This window comes from Pseudomonas sp. rhizo66 (genome assembly GCF_031931925.1).
GTDB lineage: Bacteria > Pseudomonadota > Gammaproteobacteria > Pseudomonadales > Pseudomonadaceae > Aquipseudomonas.
In genome coordinates this window covers 35,631-52,198 of record NZ_JAUJWZ010000001.1, presented here as the reverse complement: position 1 = coordinate 52,198, position 16,568 = coordinate 35,631, and the positions used below count along the sequence as shown (strand labels likewise).

At 60.7% G+C, this 16,568-nt stretch carries 16 protein-coding genes; 5 read left to right on the top strand and 11 right to left on the bottom strand.

Annotated features, from left to right (window positions below):
• Positions 1 to 9 precede the first annotated feature (9 nt).
• Positions 10 to 513 carry an RES family NAD+ phosphorylase gene (locus tag QZR14_RS00175; protein ID WP_311995539.1) on the bottom strand — a complete coding sequence of 168 codons (504 nt, stop codon included), beginning with the start codon at positions 511 to 513 and terminating at the stop codon, positions 10 to 12.
• Positions 510 to 986 (bottom strand): MbcA/ParS/Xre antitoxin family protein, encoded by a 477-nt coding sequence (locus tag QZR14_RS00170; RefSeq protein ID WP_250605478.1) that lies wholly within the window; start codon positions 984 to 986, stop codon positions 510 to 512. The genes QZR14_RS00175 and QZR14_RS00170 overlap by 4 nt, the downstream gene beginning before the upstream one ends.
• Positions 987 to 1,542: 556 nt before the next feature.
• Between QZR14_RS00170 and QZR14_RS00165 the strand changes: the two genes are divergently transcribed.
• From QZR14_RS00165 to QZR14_RS00150, 4 genes are all read left to right on the top strand, one after another.
• Positions 1,543 to 3,261, top strand: a complete 1,719-nt coding sequence (locus QZR14_RS00165) for a hydrogenase maturation protein (RefSeq protein WP_311995538.1) — start codon at positions 1,543 to 1,545, stop codon at positions 3,259 to 3,261.
• A 238-nt stretch (positions 3,262 to 3,499) separates the two neighbouring features.
• Positions 3,500 to 4,363 (top strand): LysR family transcriptional regulator, encoded by an 864-nt coding sequence (locus tag QZR14_RS00160; protein WP_007912548.1) that lies wholly within the window; start codon positions 3,500 to 3,502, stop codon positions 4,361 to 4,363.
• 111 nt (positions 4,364 to 4,474) lie between these two features.
• Complete coding sequence (locus QZR14_RS00155; protein WP_311995537.1) at positions 4,475 to 5,620, top strand: sterol desaturase/SRPBCC family protein; 1,146 nt, start codon at positions 4,475 to 4,477, stop codon at positions 5,618 to 5,620.
• Positions 5,617 to 6,693, top strand: coding sequence for an SMP-30/gluconolactonase/LRE family protein (locus tag QZR14_RS00150; protein WP_311995536.1), 1,077 nt, complete (start codon positions 5,617 to 5,619; stop codon positions 6,691 to 6,693). The genes QZR14_RS00155 and QZR14_RS00150 overlap by 4 nt, the downstream gene beginning before the upstream one ends.
• A gap of 132 nt (positions 6,694 to 6,825) precedes the next feature.
• On the opposite strand, the gene QZR14_RS00145 is transcribed toward QZR14_RS00150, so the two are convergent.
• Together QZR14_RS00145 and QZR14_RS00140 are read right to left on the bottom strand one after the other, a co-directional pair.
• Complete coding sequence (locus QZR14_RS00145; protein WP_250605367.1) at positions 6,826 to 6,990, bottom strand: hypothetical protein; 165 nt, start codon at positions 6,988 to 6,990, stop codon at positions 6,826 to 6,828.
• 109 nt (positions 6,991 to 7,099) lie between these two features.
• Positions 7,100 to 7,342, bottom strand: a complete 243-nt coding sequence (locus QZR14_RS00140) for a DUF465 domain-containing protein (RefSeq protein WP_038368920.1) — start codon at positions 7,340 to 7,342, stop codon at positions 7,100 to 7,102.
• Between the two features lie 205 nt (positions 7,343 to 7,547).
• Here QZR14_RS00140 and QZR14_RS00135 point away from each other — a divergent pair, with 205 nt between their 5' ends.
• On the top strand, positions 7,548 to 8,069 hold the full coding sequence (locus QZR14_RS00135; RefSeq protein WP_311995535.1) for a DUF4142 domain-containing protein: 522 nt from the start codon (positions 7,548 to 7,550) through the stop codon (positions 8,067 to 8,069).
• A 364-nt stretch (positions 8,070 to 8,433) separates the two neighbouring features.
• On the opposite strand, the gene QZR14_RS00130 is transcribed toward QZR14_RS00135, so the two are convergent.
• The 7 genes from QZR14_RS00130 to QZR14_RS00100 all read right to left on the bottom strand — a co-directional run bounded on the left by QZR14_RS00130 (position 8,434) and on the right by QZR14_RS00100 (position 16,379).
• Positions 8,434 to 8,700, bottom strand: coding sequence for a hypothetical protein (locus QZR14_RS00130; RefSeq protein ID WP_250605368.1), 267 nt, complete (start codon positions 8,698 to 8,700; stop codon positions 8,434 to 8,436).
• 125 nt (positions 8,701 to 8,825) lie between these two features.
• Positions 8,826 to 11,459, bottom strand: a complete 2,634-nt coding sequence (locus QZR14_RS00125) for an excinuclease ABC subunit UvrA (RefSeq protein WP_250605369.1) — start codon at positions 11,457 to 11,459, stop codon at positions 8,826 to 8,828.
• Between the two features lie 31 nt (positions 11,460 to 11,490).
• On the bottom strand, positions 11,491 to 13,602 hold the full coding sequence (locus tag QZR14_RS00120) for an ATP-binding protein (RefSeq protein ID WP_311995534.1): 2,112 nt from the start codon (positions 13,600 to 13,602) through the stop codon (positions 11,491 to 11,493).
• Between the two features lie 134 nt (positions 13,603 to 13,736).
• A complete protein-coding gene (locus QZR14_RS00115; RefSeq protein WP_250605371.1) occupies positions 13,737 to 14,426 on the bottom strand; it encodes a GntR family transcriptional regulator in 690 nt (229 codons plus the stop codon).
• A 210-nt stretch (positions 14,427 to 14,636) separates the two neighbouring features.
• Positions 14,637 to 15,296: a DUF799 domain-containing protein gene (locus tag QZR14_RS00110; RefSeq protein ID WP_311995533.1), complete on the bottom strand. Its 660-nt coding sequence runs from the start codon at positions 15,294 to 15,296 to the stop codon at positions 14,637 to 14,639.
• Positions 15,293 to 15,664, bottom strand: a complete 372-nt coding sequence (locus tag QZR14_RS00105) for a DUF4810 domain-containing protein (protein WP_250605373.1) — start codon at positions 15,662 to 15,664, stop codon at positions 15,293 to 15,295. Before QZR14_RS00105 ends, QZR14_RS00110 begins: the two co-directional genes overlap by 4 nt.
• Positions 15,665 to 15,692: 28 nt before the next feature.
• Positions 15,693 to 16,379, bottom strand: coding sequence for a CsgG/HfaB family protein (locus QZR14_RS00100; RefSeq protein WP_161986630.1), 687 nt, complete (start codon positions 16,377 to 16,379; stop codon positions 15,693 to 15,695).
• Positions 16,380 to 16,568 lie beyond the last annotated feature (189 nt).

Genomic DNA, 16,568 nt, shown 5'->3' with positions numbered 1-16,568 from the left:
CCCTGCGTATCAGGCCAATGCCATCTCCTTCAACAACCGGGTATCCAGGCCAAACCTTTCCTGGGAGACCATCTGGAACTGCCCCTCCGCCAGTTCACAACTCACCAGCAGATTCCACGAATGCCGGGTTGCCGCCGAGGGGATCAACACAAACGGATGCTTGGCCAAAAGAGCATCGGCAAACAACTGCTGATTGGGTGAAGGCCGTGCGGGGCTCAACCAGTATGGATTGGGCACCTCTTCCGGCTGCACAATTCTGACCTTGGCATCGCTGATGACTTCAAAGCACGTCAGTACATACGGCTCACTGTCGAGCGCATCAAAACTGTTATTGGCTGCCACCTCCAGAATGGCCGAAGACGGGTCGACAGAGGCGTAGACGACTCGCCGGCCAGGCGCATTCCATCGACCTCCATTCAGTTCTGAACCTATCCCGCTGTCCCACGTAGTCCCATAAACCTCGGGGTCCAGCCGCCAGGCATACCAGTGCTCGTCCCAAGGCAAGGGATTCATGGGTAAACCCCGGACATGATCTGCCACAGGTATTGTTCCACCATCTGGAAACCCAGTGGATGTCGGATAAATTCCAACGGCACGTGGCCGCTCAGATAAGGGCTGGGTTTCTGCATCCAGGCCTCCGCCCGCGATTGCCCTGCGAATGCCCGAGTGGCCATCTCGAGCACCAGCGCATATTGGTAGGCGACGACACTCTGTTGCGGGTCAAGCCGTACCGGTTTGCCTTCCTTCATGAGCCGGCGCACGGTTCTTACAGACTTGCCGGTGATGCGTTTGACCATGTCTTCGCGCAGATACAACTCGCAAGTTGAAAGCATGTTGACGACATCGCTCAGCTCAAAGCCCTCGTCAGTCAGGCGGATGATCAGCAGGGCATCGTCACCGATGTTCTGACCGTTCACGAGCAGATCGACAGGCTTGCCCGCGACCTTCTTCAGCCCCGTCAGCCGGGGCGCTTTTGGTGTGGGCATCGCGATATCCTCCATGGGGCATCTGGCGCGATCGTCGATCCAGAAGTTGCGCAGGGAATAAACAGAGGTTTCATGCTCGATGTGTGGGGTACGCATAACTGATCCTTGATCTGGGAGCCTGAGCGTTCAAGCCGCTCAGCGACTTCAATGTCAGGATCGATGCTATAGATCGCGCTTCCGACGACCAACCTGAAAAGGTCGTCGGAAATATCCCTCGCTTGCGGCAAAACCCTGCATTTTCCGTAGGACGTAAACGCAAGACATTCGGCTATCAGCCACCGAAGTGAGCACTCACATCCAGCCACCACTCCCGCCCCGTCCGGCTCTGATCAGGCGCGACTGTGCAATAGCCCCGCCGACATTTTCAGAAATAAAAAACCATCAAATGCAAACCTTTGAACATAAAGCGCTTCGTCGCCGCAGAAACAATGGCTGACAGAACGTTGACCTTGATCACTGGCGCGTGGCTCGTCACTGATTAATCTCGCGGCTCCATCGAAGGCCAGGGACGGCTCAGCGAGAGCCCACGGCCGAATCCACTCAAGGAAGAGCAATCATGCGAGCACTCAACATCATTCTGCTGTCGTCGGCATTCAACGGCCTGACCCAACGCGCCTGGCTGGAACTGCGCGAGGCCGGGCACTCGCCCAGCGTCGTGCTGTTTACCAATGAACAGGCCGTGTGCGAACAGATCGAACACAGCGGCGCGGATCTGGTGATCTGCCCGTTCCTCAAGGACCGCGTTCCGCAGGCGCTGTGGAGCAACACCGAGCGGCCGGTGGTGATCATCCATCCAGGTATCGTCGGTGATCGCGGCGCCAGTGCCCTCGACTGGGCGATTACCAACGAGCTGCCGAATTGGGGCGTCACCGCGTTGCAAGCGGTCGAGGAAATGGACGCCGGCCCGGTGTGGGCCACCTGCGAATTCAACCTGCCGTCGGGCCTGCGCAAATCCGAGCTGTACAACGGCCGGGTCAGTGACGCGGCGATTCGTTGCATACGCGAAGTGGTCGAGAAATTCGTCGAAGGCTTCGAGCCGGTAGCTCTGGACTATGCCGATGCCAAGGTGCGCGGGCGCTTGCAGCCGAACATGAAGCAGGCCGACCGCAGTTTCAGCTGGCACGATTGCGCGCGCTTTATCAAACGCTGCATCGATGCCGCCGACGGCCAGCCCGGGGTGTTGGCGAGCCTGGCCGGCGGTCAGTATTACGTGTACGACGCGCACCTGGATTCGCGCAGCGGCATGCCCGGCGAAATTCTTGCGGTGCATGACGATGCGGTGCTGGTCGCAGCCGGAGATCAAAGCCTGTGGATCGGTGCACTGCGGCGCAAACCGCAACCCGGCGAGGAGACCTTCAAGCAACCGGCGCGACACCTGTTGGCCGGGCAATTGGCCGATGTACCGGTGCTGGACTGGTCGATCGCCACGCAGCCGTTCAGTGACGAAGCCTATCAACCGATTCGCTACCGCGAATCCGGCATCGTCGGTGAGCTGACCTTCGAGTTCTACAACGGCGCCATGAGCACCGAGCAGTGCCAGCGCATGGTCACCGCGCTGCGCTGGGCGAAATCCCGTGATACCCGGGTGTTGTTGATCAAGGGCGGACGCGGCAGTTTTTCCAACGGCGTGCATTTGAATGTGATCCAGGCCGCGCAGGATCCCGGTGCCGAAGCCTGGGCCAATATTCAGGCGATCGACGATGTCTGCGCAGAACTGCTGACGGCCCGGCAACTGGTGGTCAGTGGCGTCACCGGCAATGCCGGCGCCGGTGGGGTGATGCTTGCGCTGGCGGCCGACATTGTCTTTGCCCGCGCCGATATCGTGCTCAATCCGCATTACAAGAGCATGGGGTTGTACGGCTCCGAATACTGGACCTACAGCCTGCCCCGCGCCGTCGGCCCGGCAATGGCCGAGCAATTGACCCAAGCCTGTCTGCCGGTGAGCGCGGTGCAGGCGTGGCAACTGGGCATGGTTCAGGAAATCGGCCCGCGCTGCCCGGACGAATTTGCCCTGTGGTTGCTGCAAAGGGCCAACGGCGTGGTGAGCGATCCGACCTATGCGGCGGTGCGCGAGCGCAAGGCGCGGGTGGATCAGGTGTTGATCCAGCAATGCCGCGAAACCGAACTTCAGGAGATGCAGGAAGACATGCTCTACAACCGTAATCAGTTTGCCGAGAAGTGCCGCAATTTTGTTTACAAGCGCAAGGTCTGTGGCACGCCGGCGCGGTTGATTGAAGAGTGGGCGCGGGTGCGTTTGACCGAGTTGGCCAGTTGATTTTGCGGTGACTGCTTTCCCCTCACCCTGGCCCTCTCCCAAGGGAGAGGGCCAGGGTGAGGTGTCTGGCGCCCTGCATCGACCTGAAAAATCGGGTCGATTATGGATTCAACGTTGATCGTTCAAGTCGGTGCATTACTTCAATATCCCCCAATCGGTCCCCTCTCCCTCTGGGAGAGGGTTAGGGTGAGGGGCTTTTGCCTTTACAATGCCCGACACCTCAAACACCGGCCCACCCATGGACATCGATCTCGCTCGCACCTTTCTGGAAATCGTCCGTCACGGCAGCCTCGCCGCGGCCGCGCAAAAGCTGTTTGTCACACAAACGGCGATCACCGCCCGGGTGCAGAAACTCGAAAGCCAGCTGGGCAGCACGCTGTTTGTGCGCAACCGCGCCGGGGCGAAACTGACGCCCAATGGCGAGGCTTTTGTGGTCTACGCCAATCAACTGGTGCAGACCTGGGAGGCCGCACGCCGCGACCTGCCACTGCCCGAGGGCTATCACAACGTGCTGCACATCGGTGGCGAAGTCAGCCTGTGCAACCCGTTGATGTTGAGTTGGGCGGCGGAACTGCGCGAGAAAATTCCCGGGCATGCTCTGCGCATGGAAATCCGCGACGGCGAAAACCTGCTGCGCCAGCTCGAACTCGGCGTGCTCGACGCCGCGCTGGTCTATCAACCGGAATACTGGCCGGGATTGCAGGTCGAGCAGGTGCTGGAAGAAAAACTGATTCTGGTGCGCGCCCCCGATCGTCCCGATCCCTACGTCTACATTGACTGGGGCCCGGACTTCCGCCGCCAGCATGACGCCGCCCTGCCGGAAAAAGCCAAAGCGGCGCTGAGTTTCAACCTCGGCCCACTGGCCCTGCAGTACATTCTCGAACACGGCGGCAGCGGCTATTTCCGCACCCGAGTCGTGCGCACTTACCTGGAAAGCGGCGCCCTGGAAGCGGTGACCAAAGCCCCGGAATTCGGCTATCCGACTTACCTCGTCTACTCACGCGATCGCGATTCGGCGACGCTGCAACAAGCCTTCCACCTGCTGCGCGAAGTGATCCGCACCGACGACGACTGGTCGCAACGCTGGAACCCGCTGAGCTGAAGCGGCGGCTTTACAGCCGATCATGGCGCATGTGACATCAAGGTCCGGCCTGCACAAACGGCCGGATCGACTAATCTGCCGGGTATAACAACAATACCCGCAGGTGACGCAGTGAGGCAGACCACCGAGATATTTCGCAGCCGCTACCGTGCGGCCATTCATCCGCTGTACAACCCGTGGTTGCACGGTGCTTTCGTGCTGCTGTTCGGCGTGCTGGCCATCGGCGGGTTCTGGAGCAGCGTGCAGCAAGTCAGTCTGGTGGAATGGCTGACGGTGCCGTTGACCCTGCTGTTGTTCAATTTCGGTGTGTACATGGTCCATCGCCATCTCGGCCACCACAAAAAGACCTTGGCGAAAATGTTCTACGCACGCCATGCCGGCGATCATCACAGTTTCTTCACCCCCGGCCACATGACATATGACAGCGCCCGCGACTGGCGAGTGATTCTGTTCCCCGCGTGGCTGATCGTGCTGCACACACTGCTGATCACCCTGCCGTTGTGGTGGCTGCTCGCGCAGATCAACGCCAACGTCGCCGGGCTGTTTGGCGGCTGCATGGTCCTCGGTTATCTGACTTACGAAATATTCCACGCCTGCGAACACCTGCCGCCGCACAACCCGCTGACCCGACTGCCGTGGATCCGCCAGATGCGCCGGTTGCACGAACTGCATCACCGTCGCGAACGCATGCAGGAACGTAATTTCAACATCGTTTTGCCGCTGATGGACTACCTGTTCGGCACCCTGTACTGGGAGCCGGAAACCACCCCTTTGAGCAATTCGACAATGCCCATGACCCGCCTGCAGCACCCGATCGATATCGCTGGTGAACCCATCGCCGTGCTGGCCTACGCCGCCAGTGTCAGTCGCTGGCCGGAGTGGCACCCGTCGTCGCTGAAAATCGACGGTGCGCAAGGCCCGTTGCATGCCGGCGCGCGCTTTGAAGAGGACATTCATGCCGGCGGGCGCGCAGGCCATTTGAGTTGGGAAGTCACCGAGTACCTGCCCGGCCGGCGCTGGTGTGCGCGGGCGCAGGGCGATCATGGTTTGTCGCTGCTGCTGACCTATGAATGCAGCGCCGCAGGCACCGGCACGCGGTTTGTGCGCACGCTGGATTATCGCTTCGACGGACTGGGCATGCGCATCGCCAACCGCTTGCTGCTGAAACGGCGCATCGAGCGCGAATCCGCTGCGTCGATGCTCGCACTGCGCGACATGGCCGCCCGCTACCTGGCCTCGGCGAGGGCCAGCGCGTGAAGCTGAGACATCTGCTGTTGCTGCTGGTCCTTATCGTCATCGGCTTTTTATTATTGATGCCCACCAACGTCGAACCCGTGGCCTGGACGCCACCGCCAGCGCCATCGCTGGAAGAAGGTCTCTACGCCGCGAACCAGAAACTCAAAGGCGCAGCGCAGGTCGGGCCGAGCGACATCGAAGGGCCGGAAGCCTTGCTGTTGGAAAGTGACTTTTTGATCACCGGGCTGCACGACGGTCGACTGATCCGCAGCAGCCTCGACGGCCAGCAGCGCAAAGTACTCGCCGACACCGGTGGCCGCCCGCTGGGCCTGGCCCGACATCCGAACGGCATGCTGGTGATCGCTGACGGGGTCAAGGGCTTGCTGTCCCTTGATGCGCAAGGTCAGTTGGTTCCCTTGACCACGGCGGCCAATGGTCTGGCGTTCGGCTTCACCGATGACGTGGCCATCGACAAGTCCGGGCATTACGCCTACTTCAGCGACGCTTCCAGCCGCTGGGGTTATGGCCATGACGGCGAGGCGATCATCGAGCACGGCGGCGACGGACGTCTGCTGCGCTATGACTTCCAGAGCGGTAAAACGAGTGTCCTGCTCGATAAGCTGGAGTTCGCCAACGGTGTGACCCTCGGCCCGGACGACGCCTATGTGCTGGTCAATGAAACCGGCGCCTACCGCATCAGTCGTTATTGGCTGACCGGGCCGAAAGCCGGCACTCACGACCTGTTCATCGACAATTTGCCGGGGCTGCCGGACAACCTCGCGTTCAATGGCAGCAATCGCTTTTGGGTAGCGTTGTATGCCCCGCGCAATGCACTACTCGACGGTACCGCCGGGCATCCGTTCGTGCGCAAGATGATCGTGCGGGCGTTGACGGTGCTGCCGAAACCGGTGGAGAAGCGCGGGTTTGTCCTGGGGCTGGATCTGCAGGGCAAGGTGATTGCCAATTTGCAGGACGCGAGCACTGGCAATTACTCGCCGATTACTACGGTGCGCGAGTATGGGCCGTGGTTGTATTTTGGCTCGTTGAAGGCGACGCATATGGCGCGGATGCCGTTGGATGCGGCGCTGAAGTGAATCTGCTGGATCTGTATCGAGCCTACTGACGCCATCGCTGGCAAGCCAGCTCCCACAGGTATCGCGTTGGACATGAAATTTGTGCACGACGAGTGACCCTTTGGGAGCTGGCTTGCCAGCGATGGCGGTCTGTCAGTTGCTGGATTTATCGAACTTGTCCGGATCTTCGTCTTCGGGAAGATCCTCGTCCGGCTCTTCAGGATTGACCGTGGTATGCGCCGGACTGTTCGGTTCGGGATGGGTGGGAACCGGGTCGAAAGCGCCCTGCTCTTCACTGGGGAATTTGGGATCGTTCATGTGGCACCTCGCAAAGAGTCGCTGATGGAGGACTCTGTACATTCGAGGTGCCGGTCGTGGCTGTCGTTCCCGCCAATCCGCAACCGCAGATCGGCGGATCATCGGAGAATCAGGACGGTGCCTGTAAATGGCTGACGATTTCGTCTTTGACCTTCAGACGCTTCTCTTTGAGCTTTTTCAATGCGTCGTCAGTGGGGGCATCTGAAGTGGCCGTTTCGGCTTTGACCACCTCTGCGTCGGCTTGGGAGTATTTGTTGATCAATGAATCCAGTCGTGGATCCTGGGTGCGTTTTTGCTGGATCTCTTCCTTCGTGCAACTCAAGTCCTGAAACAGGTCATGGGGAACCGGCATGGAACACCTCCGTCAGTTGATCGGCAGGGCCAGCACGACCGATTGCGCTGACCCGTTATCAGAATGGCCTCGGTTGCACGGTTCTGTCGACCACCTGTCAGACCAGCGGTGTCCGTTCGTCGCCCTGTCGCAAATGCGATCAAACCTTTGCTCGCCATGTTGCCTCCATTGCTTAACACCAACAAAAACTGCGTGGAGATACACGATGGACGGATTCAACCTGCGTCATCTGGTTCTGGCTGTCGCTTTGAGCAGCGGCATGGGCAGCGCTTTCGCTGCGACTGACAACGACTTCGTCGATAACGCTGCGGCTGGCGGGATTGCCGAGATCGAAACCAGTCGTCTGGCCCTGGAGAAAAGCCAATCGGCTGACATCAAGGCGTTCGCCAACATGATGATCACCGATCACGGCAAGGCCAATGACGAACTGGCGACGATTGCCAAGGCCAATGACATCGAAGTCCCGGATGAAACGACCCTGGTCAAACAGGCCAAAGAAAAAATCCTCGATATGCGCGATGAATCCTTCGACGCCGCTTACGCCAACAATGAGGTGAAGGCGCACGAAGAGACCATTGAGCTGTTCAAGAAACAGGCCAATACCGTGACCGATGACAAGGTCAAAGGCGCCCCCGAGTTGAAGGCGTTTGCGCAGAAAATGTTGCCGGCGCTGGAGAAACATCTGGCAGCGGCGAAAGAGCTGCAGGCCAAGCATCCGAGCAAGTAAAAAGCTTTACCCTCACCCCAGCCCTCTCCCGGAGGGAGAGGGAGCCGACCGAGGTGGATGTTTGAGTTACGCCGACCTGAAACTCCGGCTTCGAACTCAGGTTCTGGAGGGAAACTCCGGTTTTGAACTCAGGTTCTGCAGTGCAACTCCGGCTTCGAACTCGGGCTCTGGATTGCAACTCTTCGAACTCAGGTTCTGGAGTGAAACTAAGGTTTTGAATAGCCCCCGATCGGCTCCCTTTCCCCCTCGCCCCCTTGGGGGGAGAGGGCTGGGGTGAGGGGGATCGATCTCAGCCACACCACCAGACTCAAGCGAAAAAACAGGCCGCATCCATAAGATGCGGCCTTGTCATATCAACCGAAAATCAACCGCCATCCGTATCAATATCCGCATCCGTATCCTCGCCCGGCTTAGCCCGGTCCGGTTTTGGCTCAAAGCCCGGACTGAACTCGTTGTCGTTATCCGTATTCTGATTTTTTTGGTCCACGGCCGGGTCGGCGCTCTGGGCCTGCTCTTTATCGCCCTGCTGTTGTGTCGGCGCCGGTTGCCCCGGCACCTGCGGGTCGATCGCCGGATCATTGCGATTGATCGGTTCGCCAGATTGACTCTGTTCCTTCGTTTGCTCGTTCATGGCCACCTCGTTGGTCAAACACCCCCGACACACATCCGCCGGGGTGTTAACGATTCGAAGCCTGGCCCGCGCCAACGTTCAAAACTTCGCCGCCGCGCTTGAGGGTGCCAGTCGGAACACCGCAATTACCGACTCAACGCCCGAGCCAGAAACGGCGCGGTCTTGCTTTTCTTGCTCGCCGCAACCTTCTGCGGCGTGCCAGCCGCTACGATTCTGCCGCCCTGATCGCCCGCCCCCGGCCCGATGTCGATCACCCAGTCACTCTGCGCCACCACGCGCATTTCGTGCTCGACGACAATCACCGTATGCCCCGCCGTCACCAGCGTATCCAGTTGCTCCAGCAGCCGATCGACATCGCGCGGATGCAGCCCGGTGGTCGGTTCATCCAGCACATACAAGGTCGCGCCGCGCTGGTTGCGCTGCAACTCGGTGGCCAGTTTGATCCGCTGCGCTTCGCCGCCGGACAGCTCCGTGGCCGGTTGCCCGAGGCGCAGATAACCGAGGCCGATATCGCGCAGCACTTCCAGTGAACGGCGAATCCCCGGTTGCTCGGCAAACACGGTCACCGCTTCCTCGACGGTCAATTGCAGCACTTGGGCAATGCTCAGACCTTCCCAGAGAATGGCCAGGGTCTGCGGGTTGTACCGCGCACCATGGCAAGTCGGGCACGGCGCATAGACGCTGGGCATGAACAACAACTCGACGCTGACAAAGCCTTCGCCTTCGCACGTGGCGCAACGACCCTTGGCGACGTTGAAGGAAAACTGCCCGGCGTCGAAACCTGCGGCCCGTGCCGCGTCGGTGGCGGCGTAGAGCTTGCGCACGTTGTCGAACAACCCGGTGTAAGTCGCCAGATTGGAGCGTGGCGTGCGGCCGATGGGTTTCTGGTCGACCTGCACCAGTCGCTTGATCGACTCCAGCCCGGACGTGACCTGGCCGCTGCTGACCTGCGGCGCGTCATCTTCGAGGCTGAGTTCTTCCGGCTCGCTGTCCACCGGCGGACGCCCCAATTGCGCGCCGACCAGTTCCAGCAAGGCCTGACTGACCAGACTTGATTTGCCCGAGCCGGAAACGCCGGTCACCGAGGTGAAGCAGCCCAACGGAAATTCGGCGCTGAGGTTATTGAGGTTGTTGCGGGTGATGCCATCGAGTTTCAGCCACGCCGTCGGTTTGCGCGCCGTGCGTGTCTGGCGCTGCGCTTGGGCAAACAGATAGGCGCGAGTCTGCGACGCTGCGATCTCGGCCAGCCCGGCGGGTGGGCCGCTGTACAACACCTGACCACCCTGCTCGCCCGCCGCCGGGCCGACGTCGATCAGCCAGTCAGCGCGGCGCATGGTTTCCACGTCGTGTTCGACCACAAACAGCGTGTTGCCGTCAGCCTTCAAGCGCTGCAACGCCTCGAACAACGCCTCGCCATCGGCCGGATGCAAACCGGCGGAGGGTTCGTCGAGCACGTAGATCACCCCGAACAATTGCGACCCCAGTTGCGTCGCCAGGCGCAAGCGCTGCAGCTCACCGGACGACAGCGTCGGCGTGCTGCGCTCCAGCGCCAGATATCCGAGACCCAGATCGGTCAGGGTGCTGACCCGCTCCAGCAGATCCTCGGCAATGCGCTGCGCCGCCAGGCGTTTTTCCAGTGACAGGTTGGGCGTGTGCCGCACATCCGGCGCGCTGGCGTGGCCACTGGCGCCATGAGCGACGCGCTGCTGACGGGCCTCGCGGGTTTGCGCATGGCTCAAGGTCTCGCCGGTTTCTTCTGCGTGTTCGAGGTAGCTGGCCGCTGCCACCGGCCGCAGTACCTCGGCCACTTGCAGCAACGGCATCTGCGACAGCTCGCCGATGTCATACCCGGCAAATGTCACCGACAACGCTTCACGCTTCAGGCGTTTGCCATCGCACAGCGGACAAGGACTGCCGAGCATGAACTGCGAAACGCGTTTTTTCATCAGCGCACTTTGCGAATGGGTAAACGTGTGCAGGATGTAGCGCCTGGCGCCGGTGAAGGTGCCCTGATAACTCGGCTCCATCTTGCGCTTGAGCGCAACGCGGGTTTCCTCCGGGGTCAGCCCGGCGTACACCGGCACGGTCGGGGTTTCTTCGGTGAAGAGAATCCAGTCGCGCTGTTTTTTCGGCAGTTTTTTCCACGGGATGTCGACGTCGATGCCCATGGTCACAAGGATGTCGCGCAGGTTCTGCCCCTGCCACGCCAGCGGCCAGGACGCCACCGCGCGCTGGCGGATGGTCAGGTTCGGGTCCGGCACCATCAGCGCCTCGGTGACTTCATACACCCGCCCCAAGCCATGGCACTCCGGGCATGCGCCTTGCGGGGTGTTCGGCGAAAAGTCCTCGGCATACAACATCGGTTGCCCCGGCGGATAACTGCCGGCGCGGGAATAAAGCATGCGGATCAGGCTCGACAGCGTGGTCACGCTGCCCACCGACGAGCGCGTACTCGGCGTGCCGCGTTGCTGTTGCAGGGCCACGGCCGGCGGCAGGCCTTCGATGGAGTCGACATCCGGCACGCCGACCTGATCGATCAGCCGTCGCGCATACGGCGCCACCGATTCGAAGTAGCGGCGCTGGGCCTCGGCATACAAGGTCGAGAACGCCAGTGACGACTTGCCCGAGCCGGACACCCCGGTGAACACCACCAGCGCATCGCGGGGGATGTCGACATCGACGTTCTTCAGGTTGTGCTCACGGGCGCCGCGTACCCGGACCATGCCGGCGGGCGCTTTGGAATTACGCTTGGAAGTCATCGACCTGCCTTGGTAAAGGAATGTTCAGCGCTCAGTTGCCAAGCACCACCCGAATCATCTGCAACATGGCTTCCGGGCTGTACGGTTTGCCTAGCAAGTGGGTGTCGGGACTCAACTGGTGATTGCGCGAGATGATGTCGCGGGTGTGCCCGGAGGTGAACAGCACCGCCACCGGCGGCGTCTGCACCTTGGCCCAGGCGAACAGGTCGGAGCTTTTGATCAGCCCCGGCATGACCACATCGGTGAAGATCAGGTCCACCTCGACACCTTCAAGGAGCATTTGCATGGCCGCATCGCCATGGCCGGCGGTCAACACGCGATAGCCCTCTTCGCGCAACAACTCGACCGCCGAGGCGCGCACGGCCTCGTTGTCTTCGACCACCAGAATCGTCTCATGGCCGCCGCTCTGCTGCCGTTGCAGATTGGGTGATTCCTCAAGAATCGGCCGCAGGCTGCGCGGGAAATACAATTGCACTCGCGTACCGTCGCCCAGGGCGCTGGTGATCTCGACATGTCCGCCGCTCTGCTTGACGAAGCCGAACACCATGCTCAGGCCCAGCCCGGTGCCCTGACCATCGGCCTTGGTGGTGAAGAACGGCTCAAACACCTGCTCGAGAATCTCTTGTGGAATGCCGGCACCGGTGTCACTGACGGCGACGCGGACAAACTCGCCGGGGACGATGCCTTTACCGGCACAGAACTCGCGGTCGAGTCGCACGTTGGCAGCGCTGAGCGTAATGGTGCCCTCGCCCTTCATCGCATCACGGGCGTTGATCGCCAGGTTGAGAATGGCATTTTCCAACTGGTTGCGATCGACGTTGATGTGCCACGCTTGTTGCGGCAACTGCACGTCGATCTGAATGGTTTCACCCAGTGCTCGCTGCAGTAATTCGCCGACGCCTTCAAAGATCTGCCGCGGGTTGCATACCGCTGGCGACAACGGCTGACGTCGGGCAAACGCGAGCAGTTGCGAGGACAACTTGGCCCCGCGTTCGACCGCCGCCAGCGAAGCGCTGACCCGGCGTTGCACGTTGGCGTTGTTCGGTTCGTGACGCGCAAGCAGATGCAGATTGCCGGCGATCACTTGCAGCAGATTATTGAAGTCGTGAGCGACGCCGCCGGTGAGGCCACCAATCGCTTCGAGCTTCTGTGACTGGCGCAACTGTTCTTCAGCCGCCAGCCGTGCCTCGACCTCTTCGCCCACGCGCTGTTCGAGGTTGCGGGTGAACTTGAGCAGGGATTCTTCGGCAATCTTGCGTTCATGGATGTCAATCAAGACGCCGGGAAAGCGCAACGGCGCACCCTGTTCGTCGAACTCGCAGGCGCCACTGGCCAACACCCACGAATAACTGCCATCAATGCGCCGCACGCGATATTCGGCGTTATACGGTTCGCCGGTCTGCACCGAGTGGACGACCCGTTCCTGCACCCAGGCAGCATCGTCGGGGTGGATGCGCGAGTCGGCGATGTCTTGAGGCAAGTCGCTCAGGTCCTGATCCGGCGGATAGGAGAACGTGCGGGCGAATCGCTCGTCTGCCGACAACGTATTGTTTTTCACGTCCCAGACAAACGAGCCAAGCAAGGCCCCGGCATTCAGCGCCAGACGCACCCGTTCGTTGTCGGCGCGGTAAGCGCTTTCGGCTTCCTGGCGCCGGCGTTCGGAGTGCACGAATTCGGTGGTTTCCACCACCATCGCCATGACTCCGGCCGGTTGCCCTTCATCATTGGGCACCGGGCTGTAATACAAATCCATCCAGACGTCTTCGGGGACGCCATCGCGCAATAACACCAGTTCTTTATTGCGAAACGACAAGGTGCCACCCGCCAGGCAGGTATCGACCACGTGCCGGTTGAAATCGGCGACCTCCGGCCAGCCCAGCTCCACGGGCGATCCGAGCAGATACGGGTGGCGACCACCGGCAAACTTCGAATAGGCGTCGTTGTAGATCATGTACCCGGCGTAACCCCAGAGCATGACCATCGGCAGCGGCGATGCCAGCATCAGTTGCACCGCGCTGCACAGACTGGGCGGCCAGCTGTTGAGCGGACCGAGTTCGGTGTGGCTCCAGTCGAACGCGCTGATGCGTCCGGCCATTTCGCCTTTCCAGCCCTCACAACCATGGCTATCGGATAAAAACTGCATCGACTGACTCAGTGTCCTGTGGTGATTGCCCGATAAATCGCAACGCCATAACGACGCAACGCTCGTCTGTTTCGAGCGTCATCAGTCGTATTGGTTTCATATGAGGTATAGCCGATTTCATCCCTGCCCGGCGCCTAGACCCCGATCAGGTGCTTGAGTGGATGGTAGCCGGTTTTCATTTTGGCGGCAGCGTCGAGAATGGCCTTCTCGATGCCGTTGAGATGCGTGCAGGTCAGCTCGATGGCGGCGCTCTGATTGCCGGCCTCGATGTACTCGATCAGGCGCAGGTGTTCGTTGTCGCGGCAGACTTCATGGCTGTCGTCATCCAGCGCCGCAGCGTACAGCGAAGCGCGGGAGATCAGTTTCTGGAACCAGTCGAGCAGCACCGGATTATTGAGGCTGCGCGCCAGTTTGAGGTGGAACTCGCCGAGCAGATGGATCAGCCGTTCGTGATCGCCCGCCGCGTGGGCTTCGTCTTCCAGCAGCAGGTGTTCGCGCAAATCCTGCATCGCCGCGCTGTCCTTGCGCCGGCACAGTTCGGTAACGATGCCGATCTCGATCAGCCGGCGAGTTTCAAACAGCGAGCGCAGCTCTGCATTGCTCGGCAGCGACACCGATGCCCCTTTATTCGGCTCGGTGGTGACCAGCCCATCGGCCTCCAACTGCTTCAATGCCGCGCGTACCGACGTGCGACTGACATTGAATAACTCGGCCAGCGAGGCCTCGCCCAGTTTCATCCCCGGACGCAACGAACGCTTGCTGATCGCCTCGTAAACCCCTTGGTAGACGCGGTCGACCGTGGTTTCCGGTTTCTTTTCGGTCATTTGGGCACTCCTTTAACGTCGAGCAACTGAGTGTCACGCAGGATATAGCCTTCGGCTTCGAGATGCAGGGTCTTGATTGAGGTTGATTGCGGATCACCCATCGGGGCAGCGTCGCTCTACCCATCTGCTCGTTGCAAGCAGGGATACAGCGCCAAGGGGGCCTGCACTGGATCGCTCCCACGCTCTGCGTGGGAACGATCATTAGCGGGTTCAGTCTGTGCCGTACTTCGGCGAACGCGGGCCGTACAGCAGGCCTGCCGGATGCCCGGCCGAGAGCAGGCGATTGCTCGCCACACCGGCAATCGGGTAGCCGGCATCGGTGGCGCTGTTGATGACCTGCTTCACCGCCGCCGTGATCAGCATGCCGATCAGACCGCCACCGTTGTTGTTGCCGCCCTCTTCACTCGACGCCCGTGCCGAACCGGTCCACAGCGTGGTGCCGCTTTTCAGGTCGACCAGTTTCGCCGTCGCGGTCACCGCAGTCTCGCTGCTGATCACCATGTAACGCGTGCCGTACTCGGTCACGGTGATGTACAGCGCGGCGTCCGCACCGAAGATCTCCTTCAGTTTGTTCGGCGGTGCCTGATGGATGTCGTCCGGCGTGGTCATGCCGTTCTGGCGAAATGTCTCGTCAACCAGCGCAATCGGCAGCACGTAGTAACCGGCCTCGGCCAGCGGGAACGTTACCTGCGACAACAGGCTGTACGACGCCTTCACATCCGGCGAAGTGTTCAGCGGCGGCAGCACCAGAATGGTCTTCGGCCGCGCCTGTTTATAGGCCGAGTAGTCCACAGTTTTGGGTGCGACGCAGCCACCCAGCACGGTCAGAGCCAGACCGGCCGCGAGCAGTTTCAAGGTGCGCGCGATCATTTCGCGTCTCCGGTCTTGGCGTTTTTAAGCAGAAAATCCATGTACGTGCCGGACTCGGGGAACAGGGTTTTCTCGGTGTTGAACTGCTGCACCATCTGATCGTCCTTGCCCATGCTCAGGTAGAGCAAGCCAAGGTGCGCGTGATAGCCCGGCGGTACGGATTTGCCAGTGGAGCGGATTTTCTGCAGGTCACGTTCCAGCGCTTCGGCCTGGGCTTCTTTCGGCTCTTCGCCTTTGAAGTATTCGTAGACCTGGGGCTCGTAGCCTTCCCACTGGTACAGGGTTTGCGGGCCTGGGGCACAACCGGCCAGCAAGGCACTGGCGGCCAGCGTCAGCGCCATCAACGAGCGCGACAAATTCAGAGTCATGGGTGTTGCTCCTTGCAATGGGCGTCGATCAGTTGCCCGGTTTCCAGGCACCGGCATTCATGCCATCAACCAGACGATTGATCGCCTCGCGCATGGCCAGATCCAGTACTTTGCCGTTGAGGGTCGAGTCGTAGGCAGCGGTGCCGCCGAAGCCGATGATTTCGCGGTTGGACAAGGCGTATTCGCCGGCGCCCTGAGTCGAATACACCACTTCCGAGGTGCTGATGTTGACGATGTTCAGGTTGACCTTGGCGTAGGCCACCTGGGTCTTGCCACGGCCAAGAATGCCGAACAACTGATGATCGCCGGTCTCTTTGCGACCGAACTCGGTGACATCGCCGGTGACCACGTAATCAGCACCTTTCAGACGCTGGGCCTGGCCCTTGATCGCCGCTTCCTGCTGGATTTCGCCCATGTTGTCGCGATCCAGCACGCTGAAGCGGTTGGTCTGCTGCAAGTGGGTGATGAGGATGGTCTTGGCCTGACCGCCGAGACGGTCGACGCCGTCGGAGAAGATCCCGCGCATGTAGCTGGAGCGGTTGTCGAACTTGCCCACGGCCATCGGCACACGAACGCCGGTCCAGACTTGTGTGGCGCTTTCAACCTTGGCCACCGGCAGCGCGCGGGAGCTTTCGGTGGCGCAACCGGCGAGTGTGCCGGCAATCGTGCCAAGCACAGCAATCGCAACGCCTGAGACCAGCATCCGGGAGATCATTCTCACTGAGTATTCCTTTTGAAAAACGGGGGTGTCCCGGCACGGCAAAACGCCCGGGAGCTGAAAAGGGGCGGCATTATGACAAAGTGCCATCATTGAGCACAGGCTTTTTTTGACGCCAATGAATTGGCTTGGATTGGCCTTGCACAAATCCACTGTGGGAGCGAGCCTGCTCGCGAAAGCGGTATG